Origin of the sequence: Zafaria sp. Z1313, from assembly GCF_050563205.1 — a bacterium.
GTDB lineage: Bacteria > Actinomycetota > Actinomycetes > Actinomycetales > Micrococcaceae > JAZDCJ01.
The window spans coordinates 98,670-121,066 of sequence record NZ_JBNWUK010000002.1 but is presented as its reverse complement, the minus strand read 5'-3'; the positions used below and the strand labels follow the sequence as shown (position 1 = coordinate 121,066).

The window sequence follows — 22,397 nt, the reverse complement described above, 5'->3', positions numbered from 1 at the left end:
CGCGGTGGGCACACGGGTGCGCACCGCCGCTTCCCAATGATAACGAATTGGTTACCGCAGCGGTTCCCCGCTGTGTCCCGAACCACGTGGGAAGCCCCGGCGGGCCGGTAGGCTCGACCCGTGACGAAGGACGAGAAGGACAACTCCCCCGGGGCCTCCCTGCCGCCGGAGCCGGTCGCGGCCGGGGGCGGCGGCGAACCGGCCACGACCCACCAGCCCCCCGTCGAGCCGGCGCCGCAGGAGGCGCCCCTCCGGACGGCAAGCGGCACTCCGGCGACGCCCGCAGCCGTCGCGGCCGCGCCGGCGGGGCTGCGCGACCGCGTCCGCCGCCTCCTGGCGCTGCCACCGCGGTACCCGCACTACGACATGCCCCCGGAGCCGGAGGGCGACGAACCGGAACGCCAACTGGGGTCCGCGACGCTCCGCCACCCGGTCCAGACGGGCTTCATGGGCACCGTCGGCGTGGGGCTCGCCCTGCTCGGGTACTTCGTCCTGACCAACGTCGGGCCGCTCCTCGTGTGGATCTCCCTCGCGCTCTTCATCGCCCTGGGCCTGGATCCGATCGTCCGCTGGCTCGAGAAGCGCGGCGCCCCCCGGCCGCTGGGCGTCGTCGCCGCCGTGCTGCTCCTGGCGGCGGCCTTCGCGGCCGTCTTCGCGACGCTCATCCCGACCATGGTCGACCAGACCGCCCAGTTCGTCGCCCGGGCCCCCGGATTCGTCGACGACTTCCTGAATTCCGAGTTCTTCCTCACCGCGGACCAGCAGTTCCAGGTCAGGGACCGGCTCGAGGAGGAGGTCAACAAGTTCTTCTCCAATCCGGACAACGTGGGCGGGCTCTTCGGCGGCGTCATCGGGGCCGGTACCGTCATCGCGCAGGGCATGTTCGGGGCGCTGACCGTCCTGGTCCTCGCCGTGTACTTCCTGGCCTCGCTCCCCGCGATCAAGGTCTGGGCCTACCGCCTCGCGCCGCGCTCGAAGCGGAACCGCGTCCAGGCCCTCTCGGAACAGATCACCAACAGCGTCGGCAACTACGTGATCGGCCAGGCGTTCGTGGCGCTCGCGAACGCCACCTACGCCTTCATCCTCATGAGCATCACGGACGTCCCGTTCTCGCTGCTGCTCGCCGTCGCCGTGGCCCTGCTGGCCTTCATCCCGCTCGTGGGAGCCGTCACGGCCGGGATCCTCGTCTCGCTCGTCGCCCTCACCGCGGGATGGCAGACCGCCGTGGTCTACGCCGTCTTCTACTTCGCCTACCTGCAGTTCGAGGCCTATTTCATCTCGCCGCGCGTCATGCAGAAGGCCGTCGCCGTTCCCGGAGCCGTTGCCGTCATCGCCGTCATCGCGGGCGGCGCGCTCATGGGAATCGTCGGGGCGCTCATGGCGATTCCCCTCGCGGCGGCGTCGATGCTCCTGCTGCGCGAGGTCTTCATCGCCCGGCAGGACCGCCTCTGATCCCGGGCCGCGCCACGGCGAACCCGCCGGCCCGGGCGCGGAAGCCCGGCTAGTAGCCGGCTCCCGCCTGGCGCGTCGCCCAGCAATGCGTGTGCCAATGCCGCCGATCGGCCGCCGCGCGATCGTCGCCCCGCCAGTCGTCCGCACGCCAGGCGACCAGATGCGCCGTCCCGGGCGGGATGGCACGGTGGCACCCGGGACACGTGTAGTCCTTGCCGGCGCGCGCCGGAGCGATCGAGCGCACGTGCCACTGCCCGTCCCGTCCCGACTGGAGCTGCGGCAGGCCGTAGCGCGAGCGCTCGAGTGGCGCCCCGGCGTCGTCCTCCGCCCTGGCCCACTTGTTGCCCGCGCGTCCGGACGCGGAGCGGCGCGGTCGATTGGAGCGGGGCATGCCCCTATTGTGCAACACGGGTGCCGAAGCGCCCGCACCGAGCCGGTAGAGTGCTCGTGTGCGTTTAGTGATTGCCCGCTGCTCCGTGGACTACGAGGGCCGCCTCCGCGCCCACCTTCCCCTCGCGACCCGGCTCCTCATGGTCAAGGCCGACGGCTCCGTGCTCGTCCACTCCGACGGCGGCTCCTACAAGCCCCTGAACTGGATGAGCCCCCCGGCCTCCATGCGGTCCGTGCCCGCGGACGAGGAGGACGCCGCCGCCGGCGTCGCGGAGGTCTGGAACGTCCAGCACGCCAAGAGCGACGACCGCCTCGTCATCCGCATCCACGAGAAGATGCACGACTCGAGCCACGAGCTCGGGATCGATCCCGGGCTCATCAAGGACGGCGTCGAGGCGGACCTCCAGCGCCTCCTGGCCGAGCAGATCGAGACCCTCGGCGCCGGGTACACCCTGGTCCGGCGCGAATACATGACCGCGATCGGCCCCGTGGACATCCTGGCCCGCGACGCCGGCGGCGCCACGGTCGCCGTGGAGCTCAAGCGGCGCGGCGACATCGACGGCGTCGAGCAGCTCACGCGCTACCTCGAGCTGATGAACCGCGACCCCCTCCTCGCCCCCGTCCGCGGCGTCTTCGCGGCCCAGCAGATCAAGCCCCAGGCCCGCACCCTGGCCACGGACCGCGGCATCGAGTGCATCACCCTCGACTACGACGCGATGCGCGGGGTCGACGACTCCGCGTCACGCCTGTTCTAGGCCCGGTCCCCACCGTCAAGGCCACGGGGACCGGCCCCTATGATGGTTCCATGTACTCGGACGGAAGCGCCTCCCACCGCTGGATCCCCGGCCACATCATCGCCGACGGCCTCGACATCCCCGACGGCGTCCTGGCCCTCGAAGGGGACCGGATCGCCTTCACCGGAACGGCCGCGGAATTCGCCGAGTGGGAGGAGCGCGAGGACTTCGAACGCGTCGACGTGCCCGCCGGCTCCCTCCTGCTGCCCGGGCTCATCGACCTGCACTGCCACGGCGCCAACGGCGGCGACTTCCCCGCGGGCGACGAGGCGGCCGCCCGGCGGGCCGTGGACTTCCTGCACCGTTCCGGGACGACGACGCTGCTCGCGAGCCTCGTGACCGCCGACCGCGCCGCGATGCTCGATGCCGCCGGCGTGCTCGCGTCCCTCGCCGAGGAGGGGCTGCTCGCCGGCGTCCACTCCGAGGGCCCCTACGTCTCCACGGTCCGCTGCGGCGCCCAGGATCCCGCCCACATCTCCGAGCCGGAGCCGGACTTCGTGGACGAACTCGTCGAGGCGGCGCGCGGCCAGCTGCGGACCATGACGTACGCGCCCGAGCTCGACGGCGCCGATGCCCTCGTCGAGCAGCTCGCCTCCCACGGCGTCGTCCCCTCCCTCGGGCACACCGACGCCGATGCCGCGACGACGGCGGCGTCCCTGCGGCTCGCCGCCGAGGAGCTCTCCTCGGCGGGATTCGACGGCTACACCGAGAAGCCGACGGTGACCCACTTGTTCAACGGCATGCCGCCGCTGCACCACCGCTCCCCCGGCCCCGTCGCGGCGTGCCTCGAAGCAGCCGCGGCCGGGGGCGCCGTCGTCGAGCTCATCGCCGACGGCGTGCACCTGGCCCCCGACACGGTACGCACCGTGTTCTCCCTGCTCGGGGCCCGGAACATCGCGCTCGTGACCGACTCCATGTCCGCCGCCGGACTCCCGGACGGCGACTACGAGCTGGGTCCGCAGCAGGTCAGCGTCCGCGGCGGCGAGGCACGGCTGGGCGCCGGCGGCTCCCTCGCCGGCGGGACCGCCACGATGCTCGACGTCCTGCGCTCCACCGTGGCGGCCGGCGTCCCGCTGCAGGACGCCGTCGTCTCCGCGACGTCCGTCCCGGCCGCCGTCCTGGGCCTGGCGGACGAGGCGGGCTCCCTCCACCAGGGATTCAGCGCCGACGTGCTGGTGCTCGATCCCGGACTCGGACTCCTGGGCGTCTACCGCCAGGGGCGCCGGCTCGACCCCCTCGGGGACTGACGCCCCGCACCGACGTGAAACCGGACATTCACGAAACGTTGGCCTAAAACCGTTGCCTAGCCAACGCCGGTATGTGATGCTGGACTCAGTCTTTGTGTTGGTGTTTGTCATACCCGCAAAGCAGGTTGCGGGTGTGGAAGCCGCGGCTCCGGCCGCCGGGTTCCTCGCATCGGTACCACCCGGCCGGAGTGAGGTGCTTCGGCCGTACGCGCTACACCGTAGGAGAAACACGCATGGCACAGGGAACCGTCAAGTGGTTCAATGCCGAAAAGGGCTTCGGATTCATCACGCCGGACGGCGCCAAGGACGACGTCTTTGTGCACTATTCGGAGATCCAGTCGAACGGCTTCCGCACGCTCGAGGAGAACCAGCGGGTCCAGTTCGAGATCGGCGAGGGCGCCAAGGGGCCGCAGGCCACCGGCGTCTCGGCGCTCTAGACCGGACCGCAGCTCCGCCAACGCCAAGGGGCGCCACCTGTGAAGGTGGCGCCCCTTGGTGCGTTAACGCCAGGTCCCGACCCCGACGACGGGACCGGCCTCGAGCCATGAACTGAGGCCCGTGTACGCGCCGTAGTCCATCGCCAGCAGGACGCTCTCGCCGCGGTAGTCGAGCGTGACGACGACGCTGCCCGGCTGGATCCGACCGGACTCCTCGTCCAGCGGATCGCGCCAGCCCCTGAGCTCCAGCGACGAACGGACGAACCGGCGCCGCGGCACCGGGGAAACGGAGAAGAGCCGCAGGAACTCCAGGTGGTTCTCCCCGTAACGACAAACCCCCATCATCCACCGCCCGGGGGCGGTGGAGATGGAGGCGTCGAACGTGCCCAGGGCGCGCCGCAGCTGGAAGCGGCGCAGCCCCATGGCGCCGAGGGCCATCAGGATCAGCAGCAGGGCTGCGGCCAGGATGGCGAACGGGAGGCCGACGTCGTTCAAGGCAGGACTATCGGTTTCCTGCCGTGGCGGACTCGTCGATCTGCGCGTTGTCGGCGACGATCACCACGCGGTCCTTGTCGACGGAGAAGAATCCCCCGTCGGCGTTGACCACGATGCGGGCACCCTGGACGGGCTGGATCTCGAGGACCCCTTCCGCCAGGATCGCGAGCACCGGGGTGTGGCCCGGCAGCACGCCGATCTCGCCGTCGCTGGTGCGTGCCTTGACCATGGTCGCCGCCCCGGACCACACGAAGTGGTCCGCGGCGACGATTTCGACTTCGAGTTCGGCCATGGCTACTTGGTCTGTTCCTGGATCTTGGCCCAGGCCCGCTCGACGTCGTCGAGCCCGCCGATGTTGAAGAAGGCCTGTTCCGCGACGTGGTCGAGGTCGCCGTCGCAGATGGCCTTGAAGCCCTCAATCGTGTCCTTGATGGACACGGTCGAACCCTCGACGCCGGTGAACTGCTTGGCGGTGTAGGTGTTCTGCGACAGGAACTGCTGGATGCGGCGCGCACGGGCCACGACGATCTTGTCCTCCTCGGACAGCTCGTCGACGCCGAGGATCGCGATGATGTCCTGCAGCTCCTTGTTCTTCTGCAGGATCTGCTTGACGCGCACGGCCGTGTCGTAGTGGTCCTGGCCGATGTACTGCGGGTCCAGGATGCGGGACGTCGACGTCAGCGGATCGATCGCCGGGTAGAGGCCGCGCGAGGCGATCTCACGCGAGAGCTCGGTCGTGGCGTCCAGGTGGGCGAACGTCGTGGCCGGGGCCGGGTCGGTGTAGTCGTCGGCCGGGACGTAGATGGCCTGCATCGACGTGATCGAGTGGCCCTTGGTCGACGTGATGCGCTCCTGCAGGAGGCCCATCTCGTCGGCCAGGTTCGGCTGGTAGCCCACGGCGGACGGCATGCGGCCGAGCAGGGTGGAGACCTCGGAGCCGGCCTGCGTGAACCGGAAGATGTTGTCGATGAACAACAGCACGTCCTGGTTCTGCACATCGCGGAAGTACTCCGCCATGGTCAGGGCCGACAGGGCCACGCGCAGACGCGTGCCCGGCGGCTCGTCCATCTGGCCGAAGACGAGGGCGGTGTCCTTGAGGACGCCGGCCTCCTCCATCTCGACCCAGAGGTCGTTGCCCTCGCGGGTCCGCTCGCCCACGCCGGCGAACACCGAGGTGCCGCCGAAGTTCCGGGCCACGCGGGTGATCATCTCCTGGATGAGCACCGTCTTGCCCACGCCGGCGCCGCCGAACAGGCCGATCTTGCCGCCCTTGATGTACGGGGTCAGCAGGTCGATGGACTTGATGCCGGTCTCGAGCATCTCCGTGGAGCCCTCGAGGGTCGCGAAGGCCGGGGCCTTGCGGTGGATCGGCCAGCGCTCGGTGACCTGGAGCTCCGACTCCTCCACGTCCAGCGGCTTGCCGAGGACGTTGAAGATGTGGCCCTTGACGCCGTCGCCGACGGGGACGGAGATGGCGGAGCCCGTGTCCTGGACGACGGTGCCGCGGACGAGTCCGTCGGTGGCCTGCAGCGAGATCGCGCGGACCAGGTTGTCGCCGAGGTGCTGGCTGGTCTCGAAGGTGATGGTCTTGGTCTCACCGTTGAGCGTGATCTCGGTGGTGAGCGCGTTGTAGATTTCGGGAAGGGCGTCGGCCGGGAATTCGACGTCGACGACCGGGCCGATGACGCGCGCGATGCGGCCGGTGGCTCCCGGCGCCGCGGCGGCGGTTCCCTGCTCGTTGAGTTGGGCAGTCATCTCTCTCACTTCGCTTGGGTGTCTAGCGTTGGTTAGGTGTGTCGGCCGGGTCTAGGCGCTCAGGGCGTCGGCGCCGGCCACGATTTCGGACAGTTCCTGCGTGATCTCCGCCTGGCGCGCGTTGTTGCGCAGCCGGGTGTACTTCTTGATCAGCTCGCTGGCGTTGTCCCCCGCGGACTTCATCGCCCGCTGGCGGGCGGCGAGCTCGGAGGCGGCAGCCTGCAGGAGGGCCGCGAAGATCCGCGACTCGATGTAGCGGGGCAGCAGCGCGTCGAGGACCTGTTCGGGTTCCGGCTCGTACTCGTAGAGCGGCAGCAGGTCCGATTCCTGGACGACGTCCTCCTCCACGACCTCCAGCGGCAGCAGTCGGATGACAGCGGGCTCCTGGACGACCATGGACTTGAACTGCGTGTAGACCACGTGGATCTCGTCCACGCCGCCTTCCTCGTAGGGCGTGTTGAACGCCTCGAGCAGGGCGGCGCCGATCTCGCGGGCGGTCTCGAACTCCGGGGCGTCCGTACCGCCGGTCCACACCTGCACGTACTCGCGGTCGCGGAAGTCGAAGTACGCCTGCGCCTTGCGGCCGACCAGGTAGTTCTTCACTTCCTTGCCCTCGCCGCGCAGCAGCTCGGCCAGGGCCTCGGCCTGCTTCAGGACGCTGGCGGAGTACGATCCGGCGAGCCCGCGGTCGGACGTCAGCACGAGGACCGCCGAACGCCGGATGTGCTCCGGCTCGGTGGTCAGCGGGTGCTCGACCTCGGACTGCGATGCGACGGCGGAAACGGCACGGGTGATCGCATTGGCGTACGGCAGCGAGGCCGCGACGCGTCCACGCGCCTTGCCGATGCGGGAAGTGGCGATCAGTTCCATCGCCTTGAAGATCTTGCGCATCGACGACGTCGAGGAGATCTTCTGGCGGTAGACCCGAATCTGGGCTCCCATGTTTATCCTTTCCTTGCCCTGGGGCGGGGCGGCCGGCGGTTCACGCCGGCCACCCCGCCGTCAGGGGCGTCAGCGCTTCTGCCGGACGATCTTCTCTTGGTCCACGGACTCTTCGCCCAGGGCATCGTGCTCCTCGTGGCCGGCGGCGACCAGCTTGTCGTCGCCCTCCCCGAAGAAGCCCTTCTTGAAGTCCTCGATCGACGCCTTCAGCGCATCGACGGTGGACTCCTCGAGCTTGTTCGTCTGTGCGATCGTGTTCAGCACGTCCGTGCGGTGGCGCAGGTACTCGATGAACTCGCCCTCGAAGCGGCGCACGTCCTCGACGGGCACGTTGTCGAGGTAGCCGTTGGTGCCGGCCCACACGGAGACGACCTGGTCCTCGACGGCGAACGGGGCATACTGCCCCTGCTTGAGCAGCTCCATGAGGCGGGCGCCGCGGGTCAGCTGCTGGCGCGACGCGGCGTCCAGGTCGGACGCGAACATCGCGAACGCCTGCATGTCGCGGTACTGGGCCAGCTCGAGCTTCAGCGTGCCGGACACCTGCTTCATGGCCTTGACCTGCGCGGCACCGCCGACGCGGGACACCGAGACGCCGACGTCGACCGCCGGGCGCTGGTTGGCGTTGAAGAGGTCCGACTGCAGGAAGATCTGCCCGTCGGTGATGGAGATGACGTTCGTCGGGATGTAGGCCGAGACATCGTTGGCCTTGGTCTCGATGATCGGCAGGCCGGTCATCGAACCCGCGCCGAGCTCGTCGGAGAGCTTGGCGCAACGCTCCAGGAGGCGGGAGTGCAGGTAGAACACGTCGCCCGGGTAGGCCTCGCGTCCCGGCGGACGGCGGAGCAGCAGGGAGACGGCACGGTAGGCCTCGGCCTGCTTGGACAGGTCGTCGAAGATGATGAGGACGTGCTTGCCCCCGTACATCCAGTGCTGGCCGATCGCGGAGCCCGCGTACGGTGCCAGGTACTTGAAGCCGGCCGGATCGGAGGCCGGGGAGGCGACGATCGTCGTGTACTCCAGGGCGCCGTGGTCCTCCAGCGTCTGGCGGACGGCCGCGATCGTGGAGGCCTTCTGGCCGATCGCAACGTAGACGCAGCGGACCTGCTTGGAGACATCGCCCGAGGCCCAGTTGGCCTTCTGGTTGATGATCGTGTCCACGGCGATGGCGGTCTTGCCGGTCTGGCGGTCGCCGATGATCAGCTGGCGCTGGCCGCGGCCGATCGGGATCATGGCGTCGATGGCCTTGAGCCCGGTCTGGAGCGGCTCGTGGACCGACTTGCGCTGGGTCACGCCCGGAGCCTGGAGCTCCAGCGCGCGGCGCCCCTCGGCCTGGATGTCGCCCAGGTCGTCGATGGGGGTGCCGAGCGGGTCGACCACGCGGCCGAGGAAGGCGTCGCCGACGGGAACGGAGAGGATCTCCCCCGTGCGGTGCACTTCCTGGCCCTCTTCGATGCCCGTGAAGTCACCCAGGACCACGACGCCGATTTCGCGGGTGTCGAGGTTCTGGGCCAGGCCCAGCGTTCCGTCTTCGAAACGCAGCAATTCGTTGGCCATGACGGAGGGGAGGCCCTCCACCTTGGCGATGCCGTCGCTTGCCGTGGTGACCCGGCCGACCTCGACGCGCTGCGCGGTGCCCGGTTCGTAGGACGCCGCGAAGTCGGTCAAGGCATTGCGGACGTCGTCGGCGTTGATGGTCAATTCGGCCATCTGCAGTCCCTGCTCTCCTGTGTTGTGATCACCGCGCGGTCCGCGCAGTGAACGATGTGTGGTTCAGTCTATGGTTCGGCCGGGCTGTTCCGCGGTGCGGATCAGCCGGCCAGCCTGCGGCGGAGTTCGCTGAGGCGGGTTGCCGCGCTCGCGTCGACGACCTCGTCGCCGACTTCCACGCGGATGCCCCCGACCAAGGTCGGATCGACGGTGACATTGATCTTCAGGTCGCGGCCGTAGAGCCGATTGAGGCCGGACTGCAGCCGTGCGACCTGTTCGCCGGTCAACGGACGGGTGACGCTGACGTTCGCGATCCACCGCTGCTGGCGCTTGGCCACCAGTTCAAGGAACCGCTGCACCAGGGCGCCGGGCTTGAGCCCGCGGGGGGCGGCCACCGCCTGCCGGATCAGCGTCTTCGCCGCGTCGGACGCGTGCGGGACGAGCTTGAGGGCCAGGGCCGTCTTGGCCTCCGCCCCCGCCTGCGGCTCGTCGAGCGCGCGCTGCAGCTCATGACTGGAACCGACGACCTGGGTGAACTGGAGCAGCTCACCCTCCAGGGCCTCCAGTCCCTCGGGACCGTTGCCCTGGCGTTCCGCATAGGAGACCGCGGCCGTCGCGGCCAGGATCTCCAGTGCGTCCCCGATGTCACGCGCCGAGCGCCAGCGCGATGCGGCGAGGTCCGCGGCGGTGGATTCGGCGAGAGCCGAGACCTTGCCGCCGACGAGCCGCGACACCAGCGCGGCCTTCTCCTTGCCGTCACGCGTCGGATCAGTCAGGGCACGGCGCAGGCCGGCGTTGCCGTCCAGCGTGCCCAGGATGCCAAAGAGGTCCTCCGCCAGGGACAGGTCCGCCGTTGCCAGCTTGGGCTCCAGCTCGGCCTGCGCCGCGGCCAGTGACTCGCTCGATACGCCTGCCATTAGTTCGATGCACCTGCACTCTGCTGGGACTCGAGGTCGGCCAGGAAGCGGTCGACCACGCGCGCGGAGCGTGCGTCGTCCTGCAGCGACTCGCCGACGATCTTGCCCGCGAGCTCGGTCGCCAGGGTGCCGACCTCGCTGCGGAGGGAAGCCACGGCGGCCGTGCGCTCGGCCTCGATCTGGACGTGGGCCTGCTCGGTGATGCGGGCCGACTCGGCGGCCGCCTTCTCCTTGAGCTCGGCCAGGATCTTGGCGCCTTCGGCACGGGCTTCCTCGCGGATGCGATTGGCCTCGGTGCGGGCGTCGGTCAGCTGCTGCTTGTACTCCTCGAGCGCGGCATTGGCCTCGGCCTGGGCGGCCTCCGCCTTCGCGATGCCGCCCTCGATCGCCGCGGAGCGCTCTTCGTACGTCTTCTCGAACGCCGGGACGACGAACTTGTTCACAATGAACAGCAGGATCGCGAAGCCGAGGACGGTGACCAGGATTTCCCACCAGTTCGGGACCAGCGGGTTGGCACCCTCAGCGGCCGCGAGAATGACTGCGTTGTTCATTTTTCACCCGTCTTTCTATTGCCAGTGCCTACGGAAACCGGTCAGCGGACGCTAGGCGCCGATGACGAAGGCGAAGACCAGGCCGAGGATGGCGAGTGCTTCGGTGAACGCGAGGCCCATGAAGGCCAGCGGCTGCAGGACGCGCTGGGCCTCCGGCTGGCGGGCGACGCCGTTGATGAAGGCCGCGAACACCAGGCCGACGCCGATGCCGCCGCCGATGGCGGAGAGACCGTAGCCGATGAGGTTGAGGGAACCGTGGATTTCCATTGTTTTCCTTTCAAGATGCCGGTGCGGTGCCCGACAGGTTGTGAGTTAATGTCGACCCCCCGGTGGCGTGGGGGGACAGCTGTGGTGGACCCTAGTGGGCCTCGGAGATGGAGCCCTGGATGTAGACCGCCGTGAGGAGGACGAACACGTACGCCTGCAGCAGCTGGATGAAGACCTCGAAGAGGAACATGCCGATGCCGCCGGCCATGGTCAGCACGCCGAGGACCGGCATCAGGCCGGAGGTCTGGGTCAGCAGGAAGGCCGATCCCGAGGCGGCGAGGGCGATGATCATGTGGCCCGAGAGCATGGTCGCGAAGAGACGGAGGCTGTGCGTGACCGGACGGACGAGGAACGTGGAGACGATCTCGATCAGCACGACGGGCAGCAGGAAGGCCTTCGGCACGCCCGACGGGACGACGGCGACCTTGAAGTAGCCGATGCCGTGGGTCTTGATGCCGAGGTAGATCCAGTAGAAGTAGACGATGCCGGCCAGCGCGTAGGCCGTGCCCACGTGGGAGGTGGTCGGCAGCTGGATGAACGGCACGGAGCCGAAGAAGTTGTTCACCAGGATGAAGAAGAACAGCGTCACGAGCAACGGGACGAAGGGCTTGAAGTCCCGTTCGCCGATCAGGTCCTTGCCGATCGAGTTGCGGACGAAGTTGTAGCTTCCCTCACCGAGGAACTGGAACTTCCCGGGGACCAGCTGGCGGCGGCGCGAGGCCGCGACGAGGAACCAGGAGATCAGGGCGACGGAGAGGAGGACCAGCAGCATCTGCTTGCCGAAGCCCGTCCCGTAATCCGCCCCCCACGGAAGGATGTCGGGAAGATGCAAGTCTTCGATGGCTGGCGGAACGAACCCGCCTTCTTGGGGGGCCGCCTGAAGCGCAAGCGCGATCAACGCGTTTCCTCTCTGCAGTGTCCGTCTTTGGGCATCTCGGCCGGGCCGCGTCGGCGGCGTCCTGCCGTATCAAGTTGTAGGGCTGTTACGGGGTCATTCGTCGGCCTGCCGGGAGGCATGGGCCTTGCGGTGTTGGTGGGCTAGGTAGAACCCGGAACCGGCACCCAGAACCGCGCCCGCGATCATGATCCAGTGGGCATGCAACAGGTAATCCAGCCCCCACCCTATCAAACCGAAGGCTATGATCCCGCCAAGGATGTAGTTGATGTACTCGCGGGTCCAGGAGCCGTTGACGGGCTCGCGGGACACCGGGTCAAGCCGCGCCACGGGAGCCTCCCGGGGACGTCTCGGGCTCGGGGTCCGCGTAGAGCTGGAAGCGCTGGCGCGAGAAGACCACCATTTCCGTGGCCTGCCAGACGACGACCATGGCCACGGCCGAGACGAGGAACCAGGTTCCGTCGATCCAGGACGGCACGCCGAGGCCGAAGACCAGCGCGCCGAATCCGACGACCTTGACGACGTAGCCGACGACGAAGGCCGAAAGGGCCGCCGAGGGATTGCGCCGCCCGACGACATGTCCGATCACCAGCGTGATGCCGAAGAAGACGACGACGAGTGCGGCGCCGGCGAGGACGCTCGGCACGGCGGCCGGCCCTGCGGCGATGGCCGCGACGACCGCCACGAGGACGGTCAGTGCGGCTCCGACGAGGGAGCAGCGGCGGAGCATCCCGAGCCAGGGCTGCGGGGTCTCCCCCGAGGCCCGGAGCATGTCCGGTCCCCCCTGCGTGCTGGCGTGCTGCGTCATCCGCGTCCCGTCGCTGTCGTGCTCTGGCATGTCCGTGGCTCCCGAGGGCCGTGTTGAATTCTACACGAGATAGAACGGGCTAGCGCGACCGCGTCCGCCGGATCCATGGATGCAGCGTGAGGTAGGCGGCGCCGAGCAGGAGCAGCCCCCAGACCGTGAGCAGGATCCCCGTGTGGAGCTGCTTGAAGATGAAGGACACGGAGCCGAAGGCGATGAGCGCGGACCACAGGTAGAGGAGGCAGACGGCCTGGCGCTGGGTGTAGCCGCCGTCGACGAGCTTGTGGTGCAGGTGCCCCCGGTCCGCCGAGAACGGGGAGCGTCCCCTCGCCGTCCTCCGGATGACGGCGAGGGCCAGGTCCAGGAGCGGGAGCATGATGACCGCCACGGGCAGCAGGATCGGCATGTAGGCGGGGACGTTGCGGAAGCGGTAGCCCTCCTGGGCCCCGACGTCGGCCGTGACGGCGATGGCCGCGACGGACATGAGCAGGCCGATGATGAGGGCCCCGGACTCCCCCATGAAGATCTTGGCAGGATGGAAGTTGTGCGGCAGGAAGCCCAGGCAGGCCCCCAGCAACAGGGCCATGAGCATGGCCGAGAAGTTGGAGTGGTCGAACTGGTTGATGGTCCTCGAGAGCGTGTAGCAGTAGACGAAGAACGCGGCCGCCCCGATCCCCGCCATCCCGGCGGCGAGCCCGTCGAGCCCGTCGACGAAGTTGATGGCGTTCATGGTCAGCACCACGAGCAGCACGGTGAGCGCGGTCTGCATCGGCCCGTCGGGGAGCCTGATCCAGCCCACTGGCATCGCCTCGAGCCGGATGCCCGAGCCCGCCACGACGAGCCCGATCGCCGTCTGCCCGGCGAGCTTGTAGTACCAGCGGAGGTCCCAGACGTCATCGGCCACGCCGAGCACGAGGACGAGCACGGCCGCCGTGGCCACCCCGAGCGCCGGCCCCGGATCGCGGAATGACCCCGAGAGGAAATCGATCTGCGTGGCGGCACCGAGCCCGAGCAGGATCGCAGCGACCATGGCCACCCCGCCGAGCTTGGGGATGGGACGCTCGTGGACGTCGCGGTCACGCAACGGTGCCTCGACGAGGACCTTGAGGCCGATGCGGCGCATGAGCGGCGTCAGGAGGTACGACGTCGCGAAGGTGAGCCCCATCAGCAGAAGGTACATCCTCATGGCGTGCGGCCGGCCGCCTCTTCCGACGCGTCGTCGGCGTCGTCGCCTCCGGTCAGCCCGTCCCCGGCAGCCGCGTCGGGTCCGGACGCGGAGCGCACGGAGGCGACGACCGAGCGGAGCCGCTCGAGCGGCAGGGCGCCTTCGCGGACGACGACGGGTTCGGAGCCCGTGCAGTCGACGATGGTGGAGGGCAGCGCCTCGGCTCCCCCGGCGGGACGCTGCCCGTCCGAGAGGTAGACCTCGACCGATTCCCCGAGCTGCTCCTCGGCGTCGGCGGCGTCGACCGCGGCGGGGCGTCCGGACCGGTTCGCGGAGGAGACCGCGAGCGGTCCGACGGCGCGCAGCACCTCGAGCGCGAGCTCGTCGTCCGGCATGCGCAGGGCCACGGTGCCGCGGGTCTCGCCCAGGTCCCACGTCAGGGACGGCTGGGCCTGCAGGATCAGGGTCAGGGGTCCGGGCCAGAAGGCGCCCGCCAGGGCGCGCGCGTCGGCGCGCACGTCGACGGCCAACCCGTCGAGCGTCTCGGGGCGCGGGATCAGCACGGGCGGCGGCATCGAGCGCCCGCGGCCCTTGGCCGCCAGGAGCGTGGCCACGGCCTGGGGCGAGAAGGCGTCGGCGGCGATGCCGTAGACGGTGTCGGTCGGCAGCACGACGCATTGCCGGTCCTTCAGCGCCGTGGTCGCCGCCTCGATTCCAGCGGCGCGGTCGTCCGGGTCCTGGCAGTCAAAGCGTGAAGTCACGGTGTCCATTCTTCCATGTCGTCCCCCATGTCAGCGCAGAACCGCCGACGTCGCGCGCGCCCGTCCGGCCAGGTCCCGGTGGCCCAGGACGGACTCCCAGCAGCCGGCGTCCTCGAAGAGGGCCCGCGCGGAGAGGTCCTGCACCTCGGCGTGTTCCATGACCACGTAGCCGCCGGGCCGCAGGAGGCGGGCGGCCGATCGTTCGACGGCGGCCGGCAGCTCGAGCCCGGACGCGCCGCCGCCGTAGAGCGCCAGCTCGGGATCGTGGTCCCTGACCTCGGGGTCGACGGGAACCGCGCCGGCCGGGATGTAGGGGGGATTGCTGACGACGACGTCGACGGTCCCGTCCAGTTCCTCGAACGCCGTGCGCAGGTCCCCCTGCACGAGGTGGACGCCGTGCGGGGCGAGGTTCCGCTCGGCCCAGGCCAGGGCGAGCGGACTGAGCTCGACGGCGTGCACCTCCGCGCCGTCGACCTCGCTCGCGACCGCGGCGGCGAGGGCGCCCGAGCCGGTCCCGAGGTCCACGACGCGCACCACGCCGCCGGGGGCCCTCCGCTCGAGCGCGGCCTCGATCGCGAGCCGGGCGACCTCCTCGGTCTCCGGTCGGGGGACGAAGACGCCGGGGCCCACCGCGAGCTCGAGGTGGCGGAAGTACGCCGTTCCGGTCAGGTGCTGCAGGGGCACGCGCGCGCAGCGCTCGGCGACGAGCCCGGCGAAGCCCTCGGGCTCGGGCGCGCCGGCGAGGGCGAGCGCCTGGAGCCGGCCGCGGCCCACCCCGGCCGCGTGGGCGGCGAGGAGCTCGGCGTCGACGCGTGGGGTGGGGACGCCCGCGGCCCGCAGCCGCTTCACGGCGTCGGCGAGGGCGCCGGCCAGGTCCCGCTCCGTTGCTGCCACGGCCCTACTGCTGCTCGTCGCCGAGCGCCTCGAGGCGAGACTGCTCGTCCGCCTCGATGCAGGACTGGATGACCGCCTCGAGGTCCCCGTTCATCACGGCGTCGAGGTTGTAGGACTTGTAGCCCGTGCGGTGGTCGGCGATCCGGTTCTCCGGGTAGTTGTAGGTGCGGATGCGCTCGGAGCGGTCCATCGTGCGCACCTGCGACTTGCGGGCCTCGGAGTTCTCGGCGTCGATCTGCTCCTGCTGGTGGGCCAGGAGCCGGGAGCGGAGCACGCGCATGGCCGCTTCGCGGTTCTGCAGCTGGGACTTCTCGTTCTGCATGGCCACGACGATCCCCGTCGGCAGGTGCGTGATGCGCACGGCCGAGTCGGTCGTGTTCACGGACTGCCCGCCCGGCCCCGAGGAGCGGTAGACGTCGATCTTCAGGTCGTTAGCGTGGATCTCGACCTCCTCGGGCTCGTCGACCTCGGGCAGGACCAGGACGCCGGCGGCGGAGGTGTGGATGCGCCCCTGCGACTCGGTGACGGGCACGCGCTGGACGCGGTGCACGCCGCCCTCGAACTTCAAGTGCGCGAACACGCCGTCCGCAGGGTCGTTCGAGGATCCCTTGATCGCGACCTGGGCGTCCTTGTAGCCGCCGAGGTCGGACTCGTTGAAGGAGATCATCTCCGTCTTCCAGCCCTTGGACTCCGCATAGCGCGTGTACATCCGCAGCAGGTCCGCGGCGAAGAGCGCGGCCTCGTCGCCGCCCTCGCCGCCCTTGACCTCGAGGATCACGTTGCGCGCGTCGTTGGGGTCCCGCGGGATCAGGAGGCGGCGCAGCTTCTCCTGGGCGGCGGGCAGCTGGGCCTCGATCTCCTCGGCCTCCGCCGCGAACTCGGGGTCCTCGTCGGCCATGAGCCGGGCCGCCTCGAGGTCGTCGCTGAGCTGGCGCCAGCGCTTGTGGGCGTCGACGATCCCGCCGAGCTCGGCGCTGCGCCGGCCGAGCTTGCGGGCCATCGCCTGGTCCTGGTAGACGGCCGGATCGCTCAGCCGGGCCTGCAGCTCGGCGTATTCGTCGAGAAGGCCCTGGACGGACTCGAACATGGTGGTCAACTTCCTTCGCTACGGCTGCTTCAAGGGTAAGGGGAACGCCCGGCGGGGGGCGTGGGGCGCCCGGAACCGGGCGTTAACGGCTCAACGCCCGGCCCGTCCCGCCGGGGAGGCGGTGACGGGTCCGGGCGTTGGGGCAGCTAGTTCTCCGACTTGGACGCGAGCGTCGTCTTGCCCACGAGCATGAGGAACTCCGCGTTGGACTGGGTCTCGCGGATCTTGCTGGTGAGCAGCTCGAGGGCCTGCTGCTGTTCGAGGCCGGAGAGCACGCGGCGCAGGCGCCACATGATCTTGACCTCGTCGGCCGAGAGCAGGTTCTCCTCGCGGCGCGTGCCGGAGCTGTTGACGTCCACGGCCGGGAAGATGCGCTTGTCCGCCAGCTGGCGGGACAGGCGCAGCTCCATGTTGCCCGTGCCCTTGAACTCCTCGAAGATGACCTCGTCCATCTTGGACCCGGTCTCGACGAGCGCGGTGGCCAGGATGGTCAGCGAGCCGCCGTTCTCGATGTTGCGGGCGGCGCCGAAGAAGCGCTTCGGCGGGTACAGGGCCGAGGAGTCGACGCCGCCGGAGAGGATGCGGCCCGACGCCGGCGCGCTGAGGTTGTAGGCGCGGCCCAGGCGGGTCATCGAGTCCAGCAGCACGACGACGTCCATGCCCATCTCCACGAGGCGCTTGGCGCGCTCGATCGCGAGCTCGGCGACCGTGGTGTGGTCGTCGGCCGGGCGGTCGAAGGTCGAGGCGATGACCTCGCCCTTGACCGTGCGCTGCATGTCGGTGACTTCCTCGGGACGCTCGTCCACGAGCACCATCATGAGGTGGACCTCGGGGTTGTTGATGGTGATCGCGTTGGCGATCGACTGGAGGATGAGCGTCTTGCCGGCCTTCGGGGGCGAGACGATCAGGCCGCGCTGGCCCTTGCCGATCGGGGCGACGAGGTCGATCACGCGCGGTCCGACCTTCTTCGGGTCGGTCTCGAGGCGCAGGCGCTCGGACGGGTAGAGCGGGACGAGCTTGTTGAACTCGACGCGGTCCCGGCCGTTCTCCTCGGCGGGCTTGCCGTTGATGGAGGTCAGCTTGACGAGGGCGTTGAACTTCTGGCGCTGGTTCGCGGTGCTCTCGCCGTCGCGCGGGGCGCGGATGGCGCCGACGACGGCGTCGCCCTTGCGCAGGTTGTGCTTCTTGACCTGGTTCAGGGACACGTAGACGTCGTTCGGGCCGGGCAGGTAGCCGGAGGTGCGCACGAACGCGTAGTTCTCGAGGACGTCGAGGATGCCGGCGACGGGCAGCAGCACGTCGTCCTCGGTCACCTCGGTGTCGTCGACGTCCGGCTGGTTGCGGCCGCGGCGATTGCGCCGCTCGTTGCGGTCGTTGCGGTTGCGCTCGTTGCGGTCGTTCCGGTTGCGGCGGTTGCGGCCCGAGCGGTCCTGCTGCTCGTTGTCCCGCTGGTTCTCGCGCTGGCCCTGCTGCTCGCGCTGGCCCTGCTCGCGCTGCTCGTTGCCGCCCTGCTCCTGCTGCTCGCCCTCGCCGCGTCGGTTGCGGTTGCGGCGGTTGCGTCCGCCGCGCTCCTGCTGCTCGTTCTCGCCGCGCGCGGACTCGTTCCGGCCCTGCTCGGAGCCGGAATCAGCCGGGGCGTCCTGGCCGGAGCCGGCGCCCTGCGCGTCGGAGGCGGACTCGGCGGCCGGACCCTGCTGGGCCTCGGCGCGGCGTCCGCGGGAACGGCGCCCGGAGGGCTGCTCGCCGGAGCCGGAGTCCGACGCCGGGGCCTCCTGCTGCGCGGGGGCCGCGTCCTGCTCGGCGGACCCGGCGGCGACGGAGTCGCTCGAGGCGCGGCGGTTGCGCGAACGCGTGCGCGGGGCCCGGGCCTCGCCCTGCTCCTTGCCACCCTGTTCGCGGGACGGCTGCTCCTGGGCGGGCTCGCCCTGGGACGCGGGCGCCGCGGCGGAGGCCACGGGGGCCTGCTCCTGATTGGCCTTGGCGCCGCGGTCGGCGACGGCGCCTCCACGCTGGTGGTTGGAGATGGCGGCGACGAGGTCGCCCTTGCGCATCCGCGACCCGCCGGTGATGCCGAGCTGGGAGGCGAGCGCCTGCAGCTGGGCCAGCTTGAGCCCGGACAATCCGGCGCTCTTGGGTGCGGTGCTGGTTTCCACGCCTGGATCCAGGCTGGTGGTTTCGGTCACGAAGGTTCCTTCCCCCTCGTCGGGCGGACCGGATTCAGAGCGGCCCGCGGACTATTGACAGCCGGTCCCGCGTCAGATGCGGGACGGCGACACGGTGATGCGGCCTCCTGCCCCATGGAACAGGGACGGCAGGATGGAAGGCCGCACGCGGCCACGATGATGCACGGCATACGGGGGACCACCTGGGTGGAAGCTCGATATGCACGATGTGCGGTGGACGGTGCCGGCCGCCGGGCGGGTGGAATGCCACCTCCGGTGTGCGGGCTCCGGCCGATATGGCCGCTAGTGCACCTCTACCTTAGCACCGTCGCGGTCCACGCCGGGCATCAGGACACGCCAGCGAACGGCTGATCCCGCCGTGGCCGCGGCGATGAGCCCGCCGATCCGCTCCGCGTCGCCCGGCCCGTCGGCGAAGGCCAGGACGGTCGGCCCGGCTCCGGAGACGACGGCGGCGGCGCCCTCGGCGCGCAACGCGGCGATGAGGCGGGCGCTGTCCGGCATGGCCTCGGCGCGGAAGCCCTGGTGGAGGTAGTCCTCGGTCGCGTCCAGCAGGAGCGACGGCCGGCCCCCCAGCGCGGCGACCAGGAGGCCGACGCGCGCGGAGTTCGCCGCCGCGTGGGAGTGCGGGACCGAGGCGGGCAACAGCGAGCGCGCGCGGTGGGTGGACAGCTCGACGTCGGGCACGGCGACGACGGGGACGATGCCGGCGGCCAGGTCCAGGTCCACGGCCCGGGCCGGCCCGCCCCCGGGCTCGTAGCTCAGCACGAGCCCGCCGTGCAGGGCGGGCGCGACGTTGTCGGGGTGGCCCTCGATCCGCGTCGCCTCGGCGAAGACCCCCGCGAGGCCTCCGGCGCGGGCGCGCAGCGGTTCGGGCAGGAGCGCGTCGGCCGCGAGCAGGCCGGACACGACGGCGGCGGCGGAGGAACCGAGTCCCCGCCCGTGCGGAATCCGGTTCACGGCACGCAGGCGCAGCCCGGACGGCTCGGCGCCGAGCGCCGCCCAGCGCCCGCGCAGGATCCTCGCGACGAGGTGCGTCTCGTCCCGGGGCAGAACGTCCTCGCCCTCGCCCGAGACCTCGACGACCGTGCGCGGCTCGTCTGTCGTCTCGACCTCGAGCGTGTCGAAGAGGCCAACGGCGAGCCCGAGGGCGTCGAAGCCCGGCCCGAGGTTGGCGCTCGTGGCCGGGACGGTGACGGTGATCCGCTGCCCCGGGGCGACCGCGGTCTGCTCCCCCACCGGGCCGCCTACGCCAGGCCGAGTGCGTCGGCGACGGCGACGACGTCGAATCCGACCTTCGTCGGCGTCACGTCGGAACCGTCGGCGTTGCGCAGGGCCCACTGCGGGTCCTTGAGTCCGTGGCCCGTGACGGTGATGACGATCGTCTTGCCGCTCGGCGCCGTTCCGGCCGCGTGGTGCTTGAGCAGCCCGGCGACGCCGGCCGCCGAGGCGGGCTCGACGAAGACGCCCTCGCGGGAGGAGAGCCAGCGGTGGGCCTCGAGGATCTCCTCGTCGGTGACGGCCTCGATCAGCCCGCCGGACTCGTCGCGCGCGGCCTCGGCCTGCTGCCACGAGGCCGGGTTGCCGATCCGGATCGCGGTCGCGATGGTGTCCGGCTCGGTGATCGGGTGGCCCGCGACGATCGGCGCCGCGCCGGCCGCCTGGAAGCCCCACATGGCGGGACGCTGGGTCGACACGGGTCCCAGGGTGCCCGCCGTCGCTGACTCGTACGGCTCGGAGTACTCCTTGTATCCCTTCCAGTACGCCGTGATGTTCCCGGCGTTGCCGACGGGCAGGAGGTGGTAGTCGGGGGCGTCGCCGAGGAAGTCCACGACCTCGAACGCCCCCGTCTTCTGCCCCTCGATCCGCGCGGGGTTGACGGAGTTCACGAGGAACACCGGGTAGTTCTCGCTGAGCTTGCGGGCCACCTCGAGGCAGTTGTCGAAGTTCCCGTCGACCTGAAGCAGCTCGGCCCCGTGCGCGATCGCCTGGGACAGCTTGCCGAGGGCGATCTTGCCGTCCGGCACGAGGACGGCGCACTTGATGCCGGCCTGGGTCGCGTAGGCGGCGGCGGACGCCGAGGTGTTGCCGGTGGAGGCGCAGACGACGGCCTGCGCCCCGGCCTCCACGGCGGCCGTGATGGCCATGGTCATGCCGCGGTCCTTGAAGGAGCCGGTCGGGTTCATGCCCTCGACCTTGAGGTACACCTCGGAACCGGTCAGCTCCGACAGCGCCGGGGCGTGCACGAGCGGCGTGCCGCCCTCGCCGAGGGTGACCACCCGCGTCGATTCGGTGACGGGCAGGCGGGAAGCGTATTCGCGGATGACTCCGCGCCACTGATGGGCCACTTAGTTTCCTTCGACTCGCAGGACGGACGTGATCTTCTGGACGACGGGGAGCGCGGCGATGTCCTTCACGGTCGCCGCGAGGGCCGACTCGCGCCCGGTGTGCGTGACGAAGCGCAGCGTCGCGAAGCCCTTCTCGGCCGCGGTGTCCGGATGGGTCGACTGGCGCATGGTCTCGATGGACACGCCGTGCCGGGCGAAGATCGAGGCGATCGAGGCGAGGACGCCGGTCTCGTCCGAGACGTCCAGGCTGATCGCGTAGCTCGTCGTCGCCTGCTCGATCGGCAGCGCGGCCAGGGCGCCGGAGGTCGTCTCCGTGCGTCCCCTGCCGCCGACGACGACCCGGCGGGCGGCGCTCACGACGTCGCCGAGCACGGCCGAGGCGGTCGGCGAACCGCCGGCGCCCTGGCCGTAGAACATGAGCTCGCCGGCGTTCTCCGCCTCGACGAAGACGGCGTTGAACGCGCCGTGGACGGCGGCCAGCGGGTGGCTGCGCGGCAGCAGCGTGGGATGCACGCGGACCCCGATGCCCTCGTGGCCCGCCTCGTCCACGAGGCGCTCGGCGATCGCGAGGAGCTTGATGACCATGCCCGCGTCGGAGGCGGCGGCGACGTCGTCGGCGGTGACCGAGGTGATGCCCTCGCAGTGCACGGCGGAGAGGTCGAAGCGCGTGTGGAAGGACAGCGAGGCGAGGATGGCGGCCTTCGCCGCGGCGTCGTGCCCCTCGACGTCGGCCGTCGGGTCCGCCTCGGCGTAGCCGAGCCGCTGCGCCTCGGCCAGGACGTCGCCGAACTGGGCGCCCGTGGTGTCCATGGCATCGAGGATGAAGTTGGTGGTGCCGTTGACGATGCCCATCACCTTGGTGATGCGGTCGCCGGAGAGGCTGTCGCGGATAGGGCGCAGGATCGGGATGGCCCCGGCGACGGCGGCCTCGTAGGAGAGCTGGACGCCCGCCGCGTCGGCGAGCTCCGAGAGCTCGGGCAGCTGCGCGGCCAAGAGGGCCTTGTTGCCGCTGACGACGGTGGCCCCGGCGGCGATCGCCCGGCGGATCAGCGTCCCGGCCGGTTCGAGCCCGCCCATGAGCTCGATCACGATGTCGGCGGAGTCGACGAGCGCCTCCGCGTCCGTGGTGAGCAGCTCCCGGGGCAGTTCGACGGCGCGCGGCGCGTCGACGTCCCGCACGGCGATCCCCGCCAGCTCAAGGCGCGCGCCCGTGCGACCGGCGAGTTCCCCGGCGTCGTCCAGCAGGATCCGGGCCACTTGGGACCCGACGTTGCCGGCGCCGAGCAGCGCCACCTTGAGTGTCTTCAC

General features: G+C 70.5%; 24 protein-coding genes. 4 read left to right on the top strand and 20 right to left on the bottom strand.

All coding sequences use genetic code 11. The features are described 5' to 3' along the window. The first annotated feature begins 120 nt into the window (after positions 1 to 120). The gene (locus ACQ3I4_RS03825; RefSeq protein WP_430632844.1) at positions 121 to 1,452 is read left to right on the top strand and encodes an AI-2E family transporter; all 1,332 of its coding nucleotides are present in this window, start codon (positions 121 to 123) and stop codon (positions 1,450 to 1,452) included. A 49-nt stretch (positions 1,453 to 1,501) separates the two neighbouring features. Here ACQ3I4_RS03825 and ACQ3I4_RS03820 read toward each other — a convergent pair whose 3' ends face one another. Further along, entirely contained in the window at positions 1,502 to 1,843 is a 342-nt protein-coding gene (locus tag ACQ3I4_RS03820) for a hypothetical protein (RefSeq protein ID WP_430632843.1), read from the bottom strand. A 58-nt stretch (positions 1,844 to 1,901) separates the two neighbouring features. Between ACQ3I4_RS03820 and nucS the strand changes: the two genes are divergently transcribed. The 3 genes from nucS (at position 1,902) to ACQ3I4_RS03805 (ending at position 4,320) form a co-directional block, all read left to right on the top strand. Continuing rightward, positions 1,902 to 2,597 (top strand): endonuclease NucS, encoded by a 696-nt coding sequence (nucS, locus tag ACQ3I4_RS03815; protein ID WP_329860983.1) that lies wholly within the window; start codon positions 1,902 to 1,904, stop codon positions 2,595 to 2,597. A gap of 50 nt (positions 2,598 to 2,647) precedes the next feature. Then, the gene (locus ACQ3I4_RS03810; protein ID WP_430632842.1) at positions 2,648 to 3,883 is read left to right on the top strand and encodes an N-acetylglucosamine-6-phosphate deacetylase; all 1,236 of its coding nucleotides are present in this window, start codon (positions 2,648 to 2,650) and stop codon (positions 3,881 to 3,883) included. Between the two features lie 233 nt (positions 3,884 to 4,116). Beyond that, positions 4,117 to 4,320, top strand: a complete 204-nt coding sequence (locus ACQ3I4_RS03805; RefSeq protein ID WP_329860985.1) for a cold-shock protein — start codon at positions 4,117 to 4,119, stop codon at positions 4,318 to 4,320. A 63-nt stretch (positions 4,321 to 4,383) separates the two neighbouring features. On the opposite strand, the gene ACQ3I4_RS03800 is transcribed toward ACQ3I4_RS03805, so the two are convergent. The 19 genes from ACQ3I4_RS03800 to ACQ3I4_RS03710 all read right to left on the bottom strand — a co-directional run bounded on the left by ACQ3I4_RS03800 (position 4,384) and on the right by ACQ3I4_RS03710 (position 22,397). After that, a complete protein-coding gene (locus ACQ3I4_RS03800) occupies positions 4,384 to 4,815 on the bottom strand; it encodes a DUF2550 domain-containing protein (protein WP_430632841.1) in 432 nt (143 codons plus the stop codon). Between the two features lie 7 nt (positions 4,816 to 4,822). Then, positions 4,823 to 5,107 (bottom strand): F0F1 ATP synthase subunit epsilon, encoded by a 285-nt coding sequence (locus tag ACQ3I4_RS03795; RefSeq protein WP_329860988.1) that lies wholly within the window; start codon positions 5,105 to 5,107, stop codon positions 4,823 to 4,825. A gap of 2 nt (positions 5,108 to 5,109) precedes the next feature. After that, positions 5,110 to 6,570 carry a F0F1 ATP synthase subunit beta gene (gene atpD / locus ACQ3I4_RS03790; protein ID WP_329860989.1) on the bottom strand — a complete coding sequence of 487 codons (1,461 nt, stop codon included), beginning with the start codon at positions 6,568 to 6,570 and terminating at the stop codon, positions 5,110 to 5,112. A 51-nt stretch (positions 6,571 to 6,621) separates the two neighbouring features. Beyond that, positions 6,622 to 7,512, bottom strand: coding sequence for a F0F1 ATP synthase subunit gamma (locus tag ACQ3I4_RS03785; protein WP_329860990.1), 891 nt, complete (start codon positions 7,510 to 7,512; stop codon positions 6,622 to 6,624). Between the two features lie 69 nt (positions 7,513 to 7,581). Continuing rightward, entirely contained in the window at positions 7,582 to 9,219 is a 1,638-nt protein-coding gene (atpA, locus tag ACQ3I4_RS03780) for a F0F1 ATP synthase subunit alpha (RefSeq protein WP_329860991.1), read from the bottom strand. A gap of 101 nt (positions 9,220 to 9,320) precedes the next feature. Beyond that, positions 9,321 to 10,136 (bottom strand): F0F1 ATP synthase subunit delta, encoded by an 816-nt coding sequence (locus tag ACQ3I4_RS03775; protein WP_329860992.1) that lies wholly within the window; start codon positions 10,134 to 10,136, stop codon positions 9,321 to 9,323. Beyond that, positions 10,136 to 10,687 (bottom strand): F0F1 ATP synthase subunit B, encoded by a 552-nt coding sequence (locus tag ACQ3I4_RS03770; protein WP_329860993.1) that lies wholly within the window; start codon positions 10,685 to 10,687, stop codon positions 10,136 to 10,138. The genes ACQ3I4_RS03775 and ACQ3I4_RS03770 overlap by 1 nt, the downstream gene beginning before the upstream one ends. A gap of 51 nt (positions 10,688 to 10,738) precedes the next feature. Then, a complete protein-coding gene (locus ACQ3I4_RS03765) occupies positions 10,739 to 10,954 on the bottom strand; it encodes an ATP synthase F0 subunit C (protein ID WP_329860994.1) in 216 nt (71 codons plus the stop codon). A gap of 91 nt (positions 10,955 to 11,045) precedes the next feature. Beyond that, complete coding sequence (atpB, locus tag ACQ3I4_RS03760) at positions 11,046 to 11,852, bottom strand: F0F1 ATP synthase subunit A (RefSeq protein ID WP_329860995.1); 807 nt, start codon at positions 11,850 to 11,852, stop codon at positions 11,046 to 11,048. Between the two features lie 93 nt (positions 11,853 to 11,945). Then, positions 11,946 to 12,179: an AtpZ/AtpI family protein gene (locus tag ACQ3I4_RS03755; protein ID WP_329860996.1), complete on the bottom strand. Its 234-nt coding sequence runs from the start codon at positions 12,177 to 12,179 to the stop codon at positions 11,946 to 11,948. Next, positions 12,166 to 12,687 (bottom strand): hypothetical protein, encoded by a 522-nt coding sequence (locus ACQ3I4_RS03750; protein ID WP_329860997.1) that lies wholly within the window; start codon positions 12,685 to 12,687, stop codon positions 12,166 to 12,168. Before ACQ3I4_RS03750 ends, ACQ3I4_RS03755 begins: the two co-directional genes overlap by 14 nt. A 49-nt stretch (positions 12,688 to 12,736) precedes the next feature. After that, on the bottom strand, positions 12,737 to 13,840 hold the full coding sequence (locus ACQ3I4_RS03745; RefSeq protein ID WP_430632840.1) for an MraY family glycosyltransferase: 1,104 nt from the start codon (positions 13,838 to 13,840) through the stop codon (positions 12,737 to 12,739). Further along, entirely contained in the window at positions 13,837 to 14,589 is a 753-nt protein-coding gene (locus tag ACQ3I4_RS03740) for an L-threonylcarbamoyladenylate synthase (protein ID WP_430632839.1), read from the bottom strand. The genes ACQ3I4_RS03745 and ACQ3I4_RS03740 overlap by 4 nt, the downstream gene beginning before the upstream one ends. Before the next feature lie 21 nt (positions 14,590 to 14,610). Further along, positions 14,611 to 15,474, bottom strand: coding sequence for a peptide chain release factor N(5)-glutamine methyltransferase (prmC, locus tag ACQ3I4_RS03735; protein ID WP_430632838.1), 864 nt, complete (start codon positions 15,472 to 15,474; stop codon positions 14,611 to 14,613). Positions 15,475 to 15,478: 4 nt separating this feature from the next. Then, positions 15,479 to 16,561 (bottom strand): peptide chain release factor 1, encoded by a 1,083-nt coding sequence (prfA, locus tag ACQ3I4_RS03730; RefSeq protein WP_329861001.1) that lies wholly within the window; start codon positions 16,559 to 16,561, stop codon positions 15,479 to 15,481. 146 nt (positions 16,562 to 16,707) lie between these two features. Beyond that, entirely contained in the window at positions 16,708 to 18,744 is a 2,037-nt protein-coding gene (rho, locus tag ACQ3I4_RS03725; RefSeq protein WP_430632837.1) for a transcription termination factor Rho, read from the bottom strand. 282 nt (positions 18,745 to 19,026) lie between these two features. Then, on the bottom strand, positions 19,027 to 19,980 hold the full coding sequence (thrB, locus tag ACQ3I4_RS03720; protein ID WP_329861003.1) for a homoserine kinase: 954 nt from the start codon (positions 19,978 to 19,980) through the stop codon (positions 19,027 to 19,029). An 8-nt stretch (positions 19,981 to 19,988) separates the two neighbouring features. Further along, complete coding sequence (gene thrC / locus ACQ3I4_RS03715) at positions 19,989 to 21,089, bottom strand: threonine synthase (protein ID WP_430632836.1); 1,101 nt, start codon at positions 21,087 to 21,089, stop codon at positions 19,989 to 19,991. Next, positions 21,090 to 22,397: a homoserine dehydrogenase gene (locus ACQ3I4_RS03710; protein WP_329861006.1), complete on the bottom strand. Its 1,308-nt coding sequence runs from the start codon at positions 22,395 to 22,397 to the stop codon at positions 21,090 to 21,092.

Excerpts from the sequence above, each read along its gene's own strand:
- ACQ3I4_RS03765 (WP_329860994.1), bottom strand. The coding sequence starts at position 10,954 with ATGGAAATCCACGGTTCCCTCAACCTCATCGGCTACGGTCTCTCCGCC.
- ACQ3I4_RS03740 (WP_430632839.1), bottom strand. The coding sequence starts at position 14,589 with ATGGACACCGTGACTTCACGCTTTGACTGCCAGGACCCGGACGACCGC.
- ACQ3I4_RS03785 (WP_329860990.1), bottom strand. The coding sequence starts at position 7,512 with ATGGGAGCCCAGATTCGGGTCTACCGCCAGAAGATCTCCTCGACGTCG.
- ACQ3I4_RS03795 (WP_329860988.1), bottom strand. The coding sequence starts at position 5,107 with ATGGCCGAACTCGAAGTCGAAATCGTCGCCGCGGACCACTTCGTGTGG.
- ACQ3I4_RS03810 (WP_430632842.1), top strand. The coding sequence starts at position 2,648 with ATGTACTCGGACGGAAGCGCCTCCCACCGCTGGATCCCCGGCCACATC.
- atpD (WP_329860989.1), bottom strand. The coding sequence starts at position 6,570 with ATGACTGCCCAACTCAACGAGCAGGGAACCGCCGCCGCGGCGCCGGGA.
- atpA (WP_329860991.1), bottom strand. The coding sequence starts at position 9,219 with ATGGCCGAATTGACCATCAACGCCGACGACGTCCGCAATGCCTTGACC.
- ACQ3I4_RS03805 (WP_329860985.1), top strand. The coding sequence starts at position 4,117 with ATGGCACAGGGAACCGTCAAGTGGTTCAATGCCGAAAAGGGCTTCGGA.
- ACQ3I4_RS03770 (WP_329860993.1), bottom strand. The coding sequence starts at position 10,687 with ATGAACAACGCAGTCATTCTCGCGGCCGCTGAGGGTGCCAACCCGCTG.
- ACQ3I4_RS03775 (WP_329860992.1), bottom strand. The coding sequence starts at position 10,136 with ATGGCAGGCGTATCGAGCGAGTCACTGGCCGCGGCGCAGGCCGAGCTG.
- ACQ3I4_RS03750 (WP_329860997.1), bottom strand. The coding sequence starts at position 12,687 with ATGCCAGAGCACGACAGCGACGGGACGCGGATGACGCAGCACGCCAGC.
- prfA (WP_329861001.1), bottom strand. The coding sequence starts at position 16,561 with ATGTTCGAGTCCGTCCAGGGCCTTCTCGACGAATACGCCGAGCTGCAG.
- ACQ3I4_RS03745 (WP_430632840.1), bottom strand. The coding sequence starts at position 13,840 with ATGAGGATGTACCTTCTGCTGATGGGGCTCACCTTCGCGACGTCGTAC.
- ACQ3I4_RS03820 (WP_430632843.1), bottom strand. The coding sequence starts at position 1,843 with ATGCCCCGCTCCAATCGACCGCGCCGCTCCGCGTCCGGACGCGCGGGC.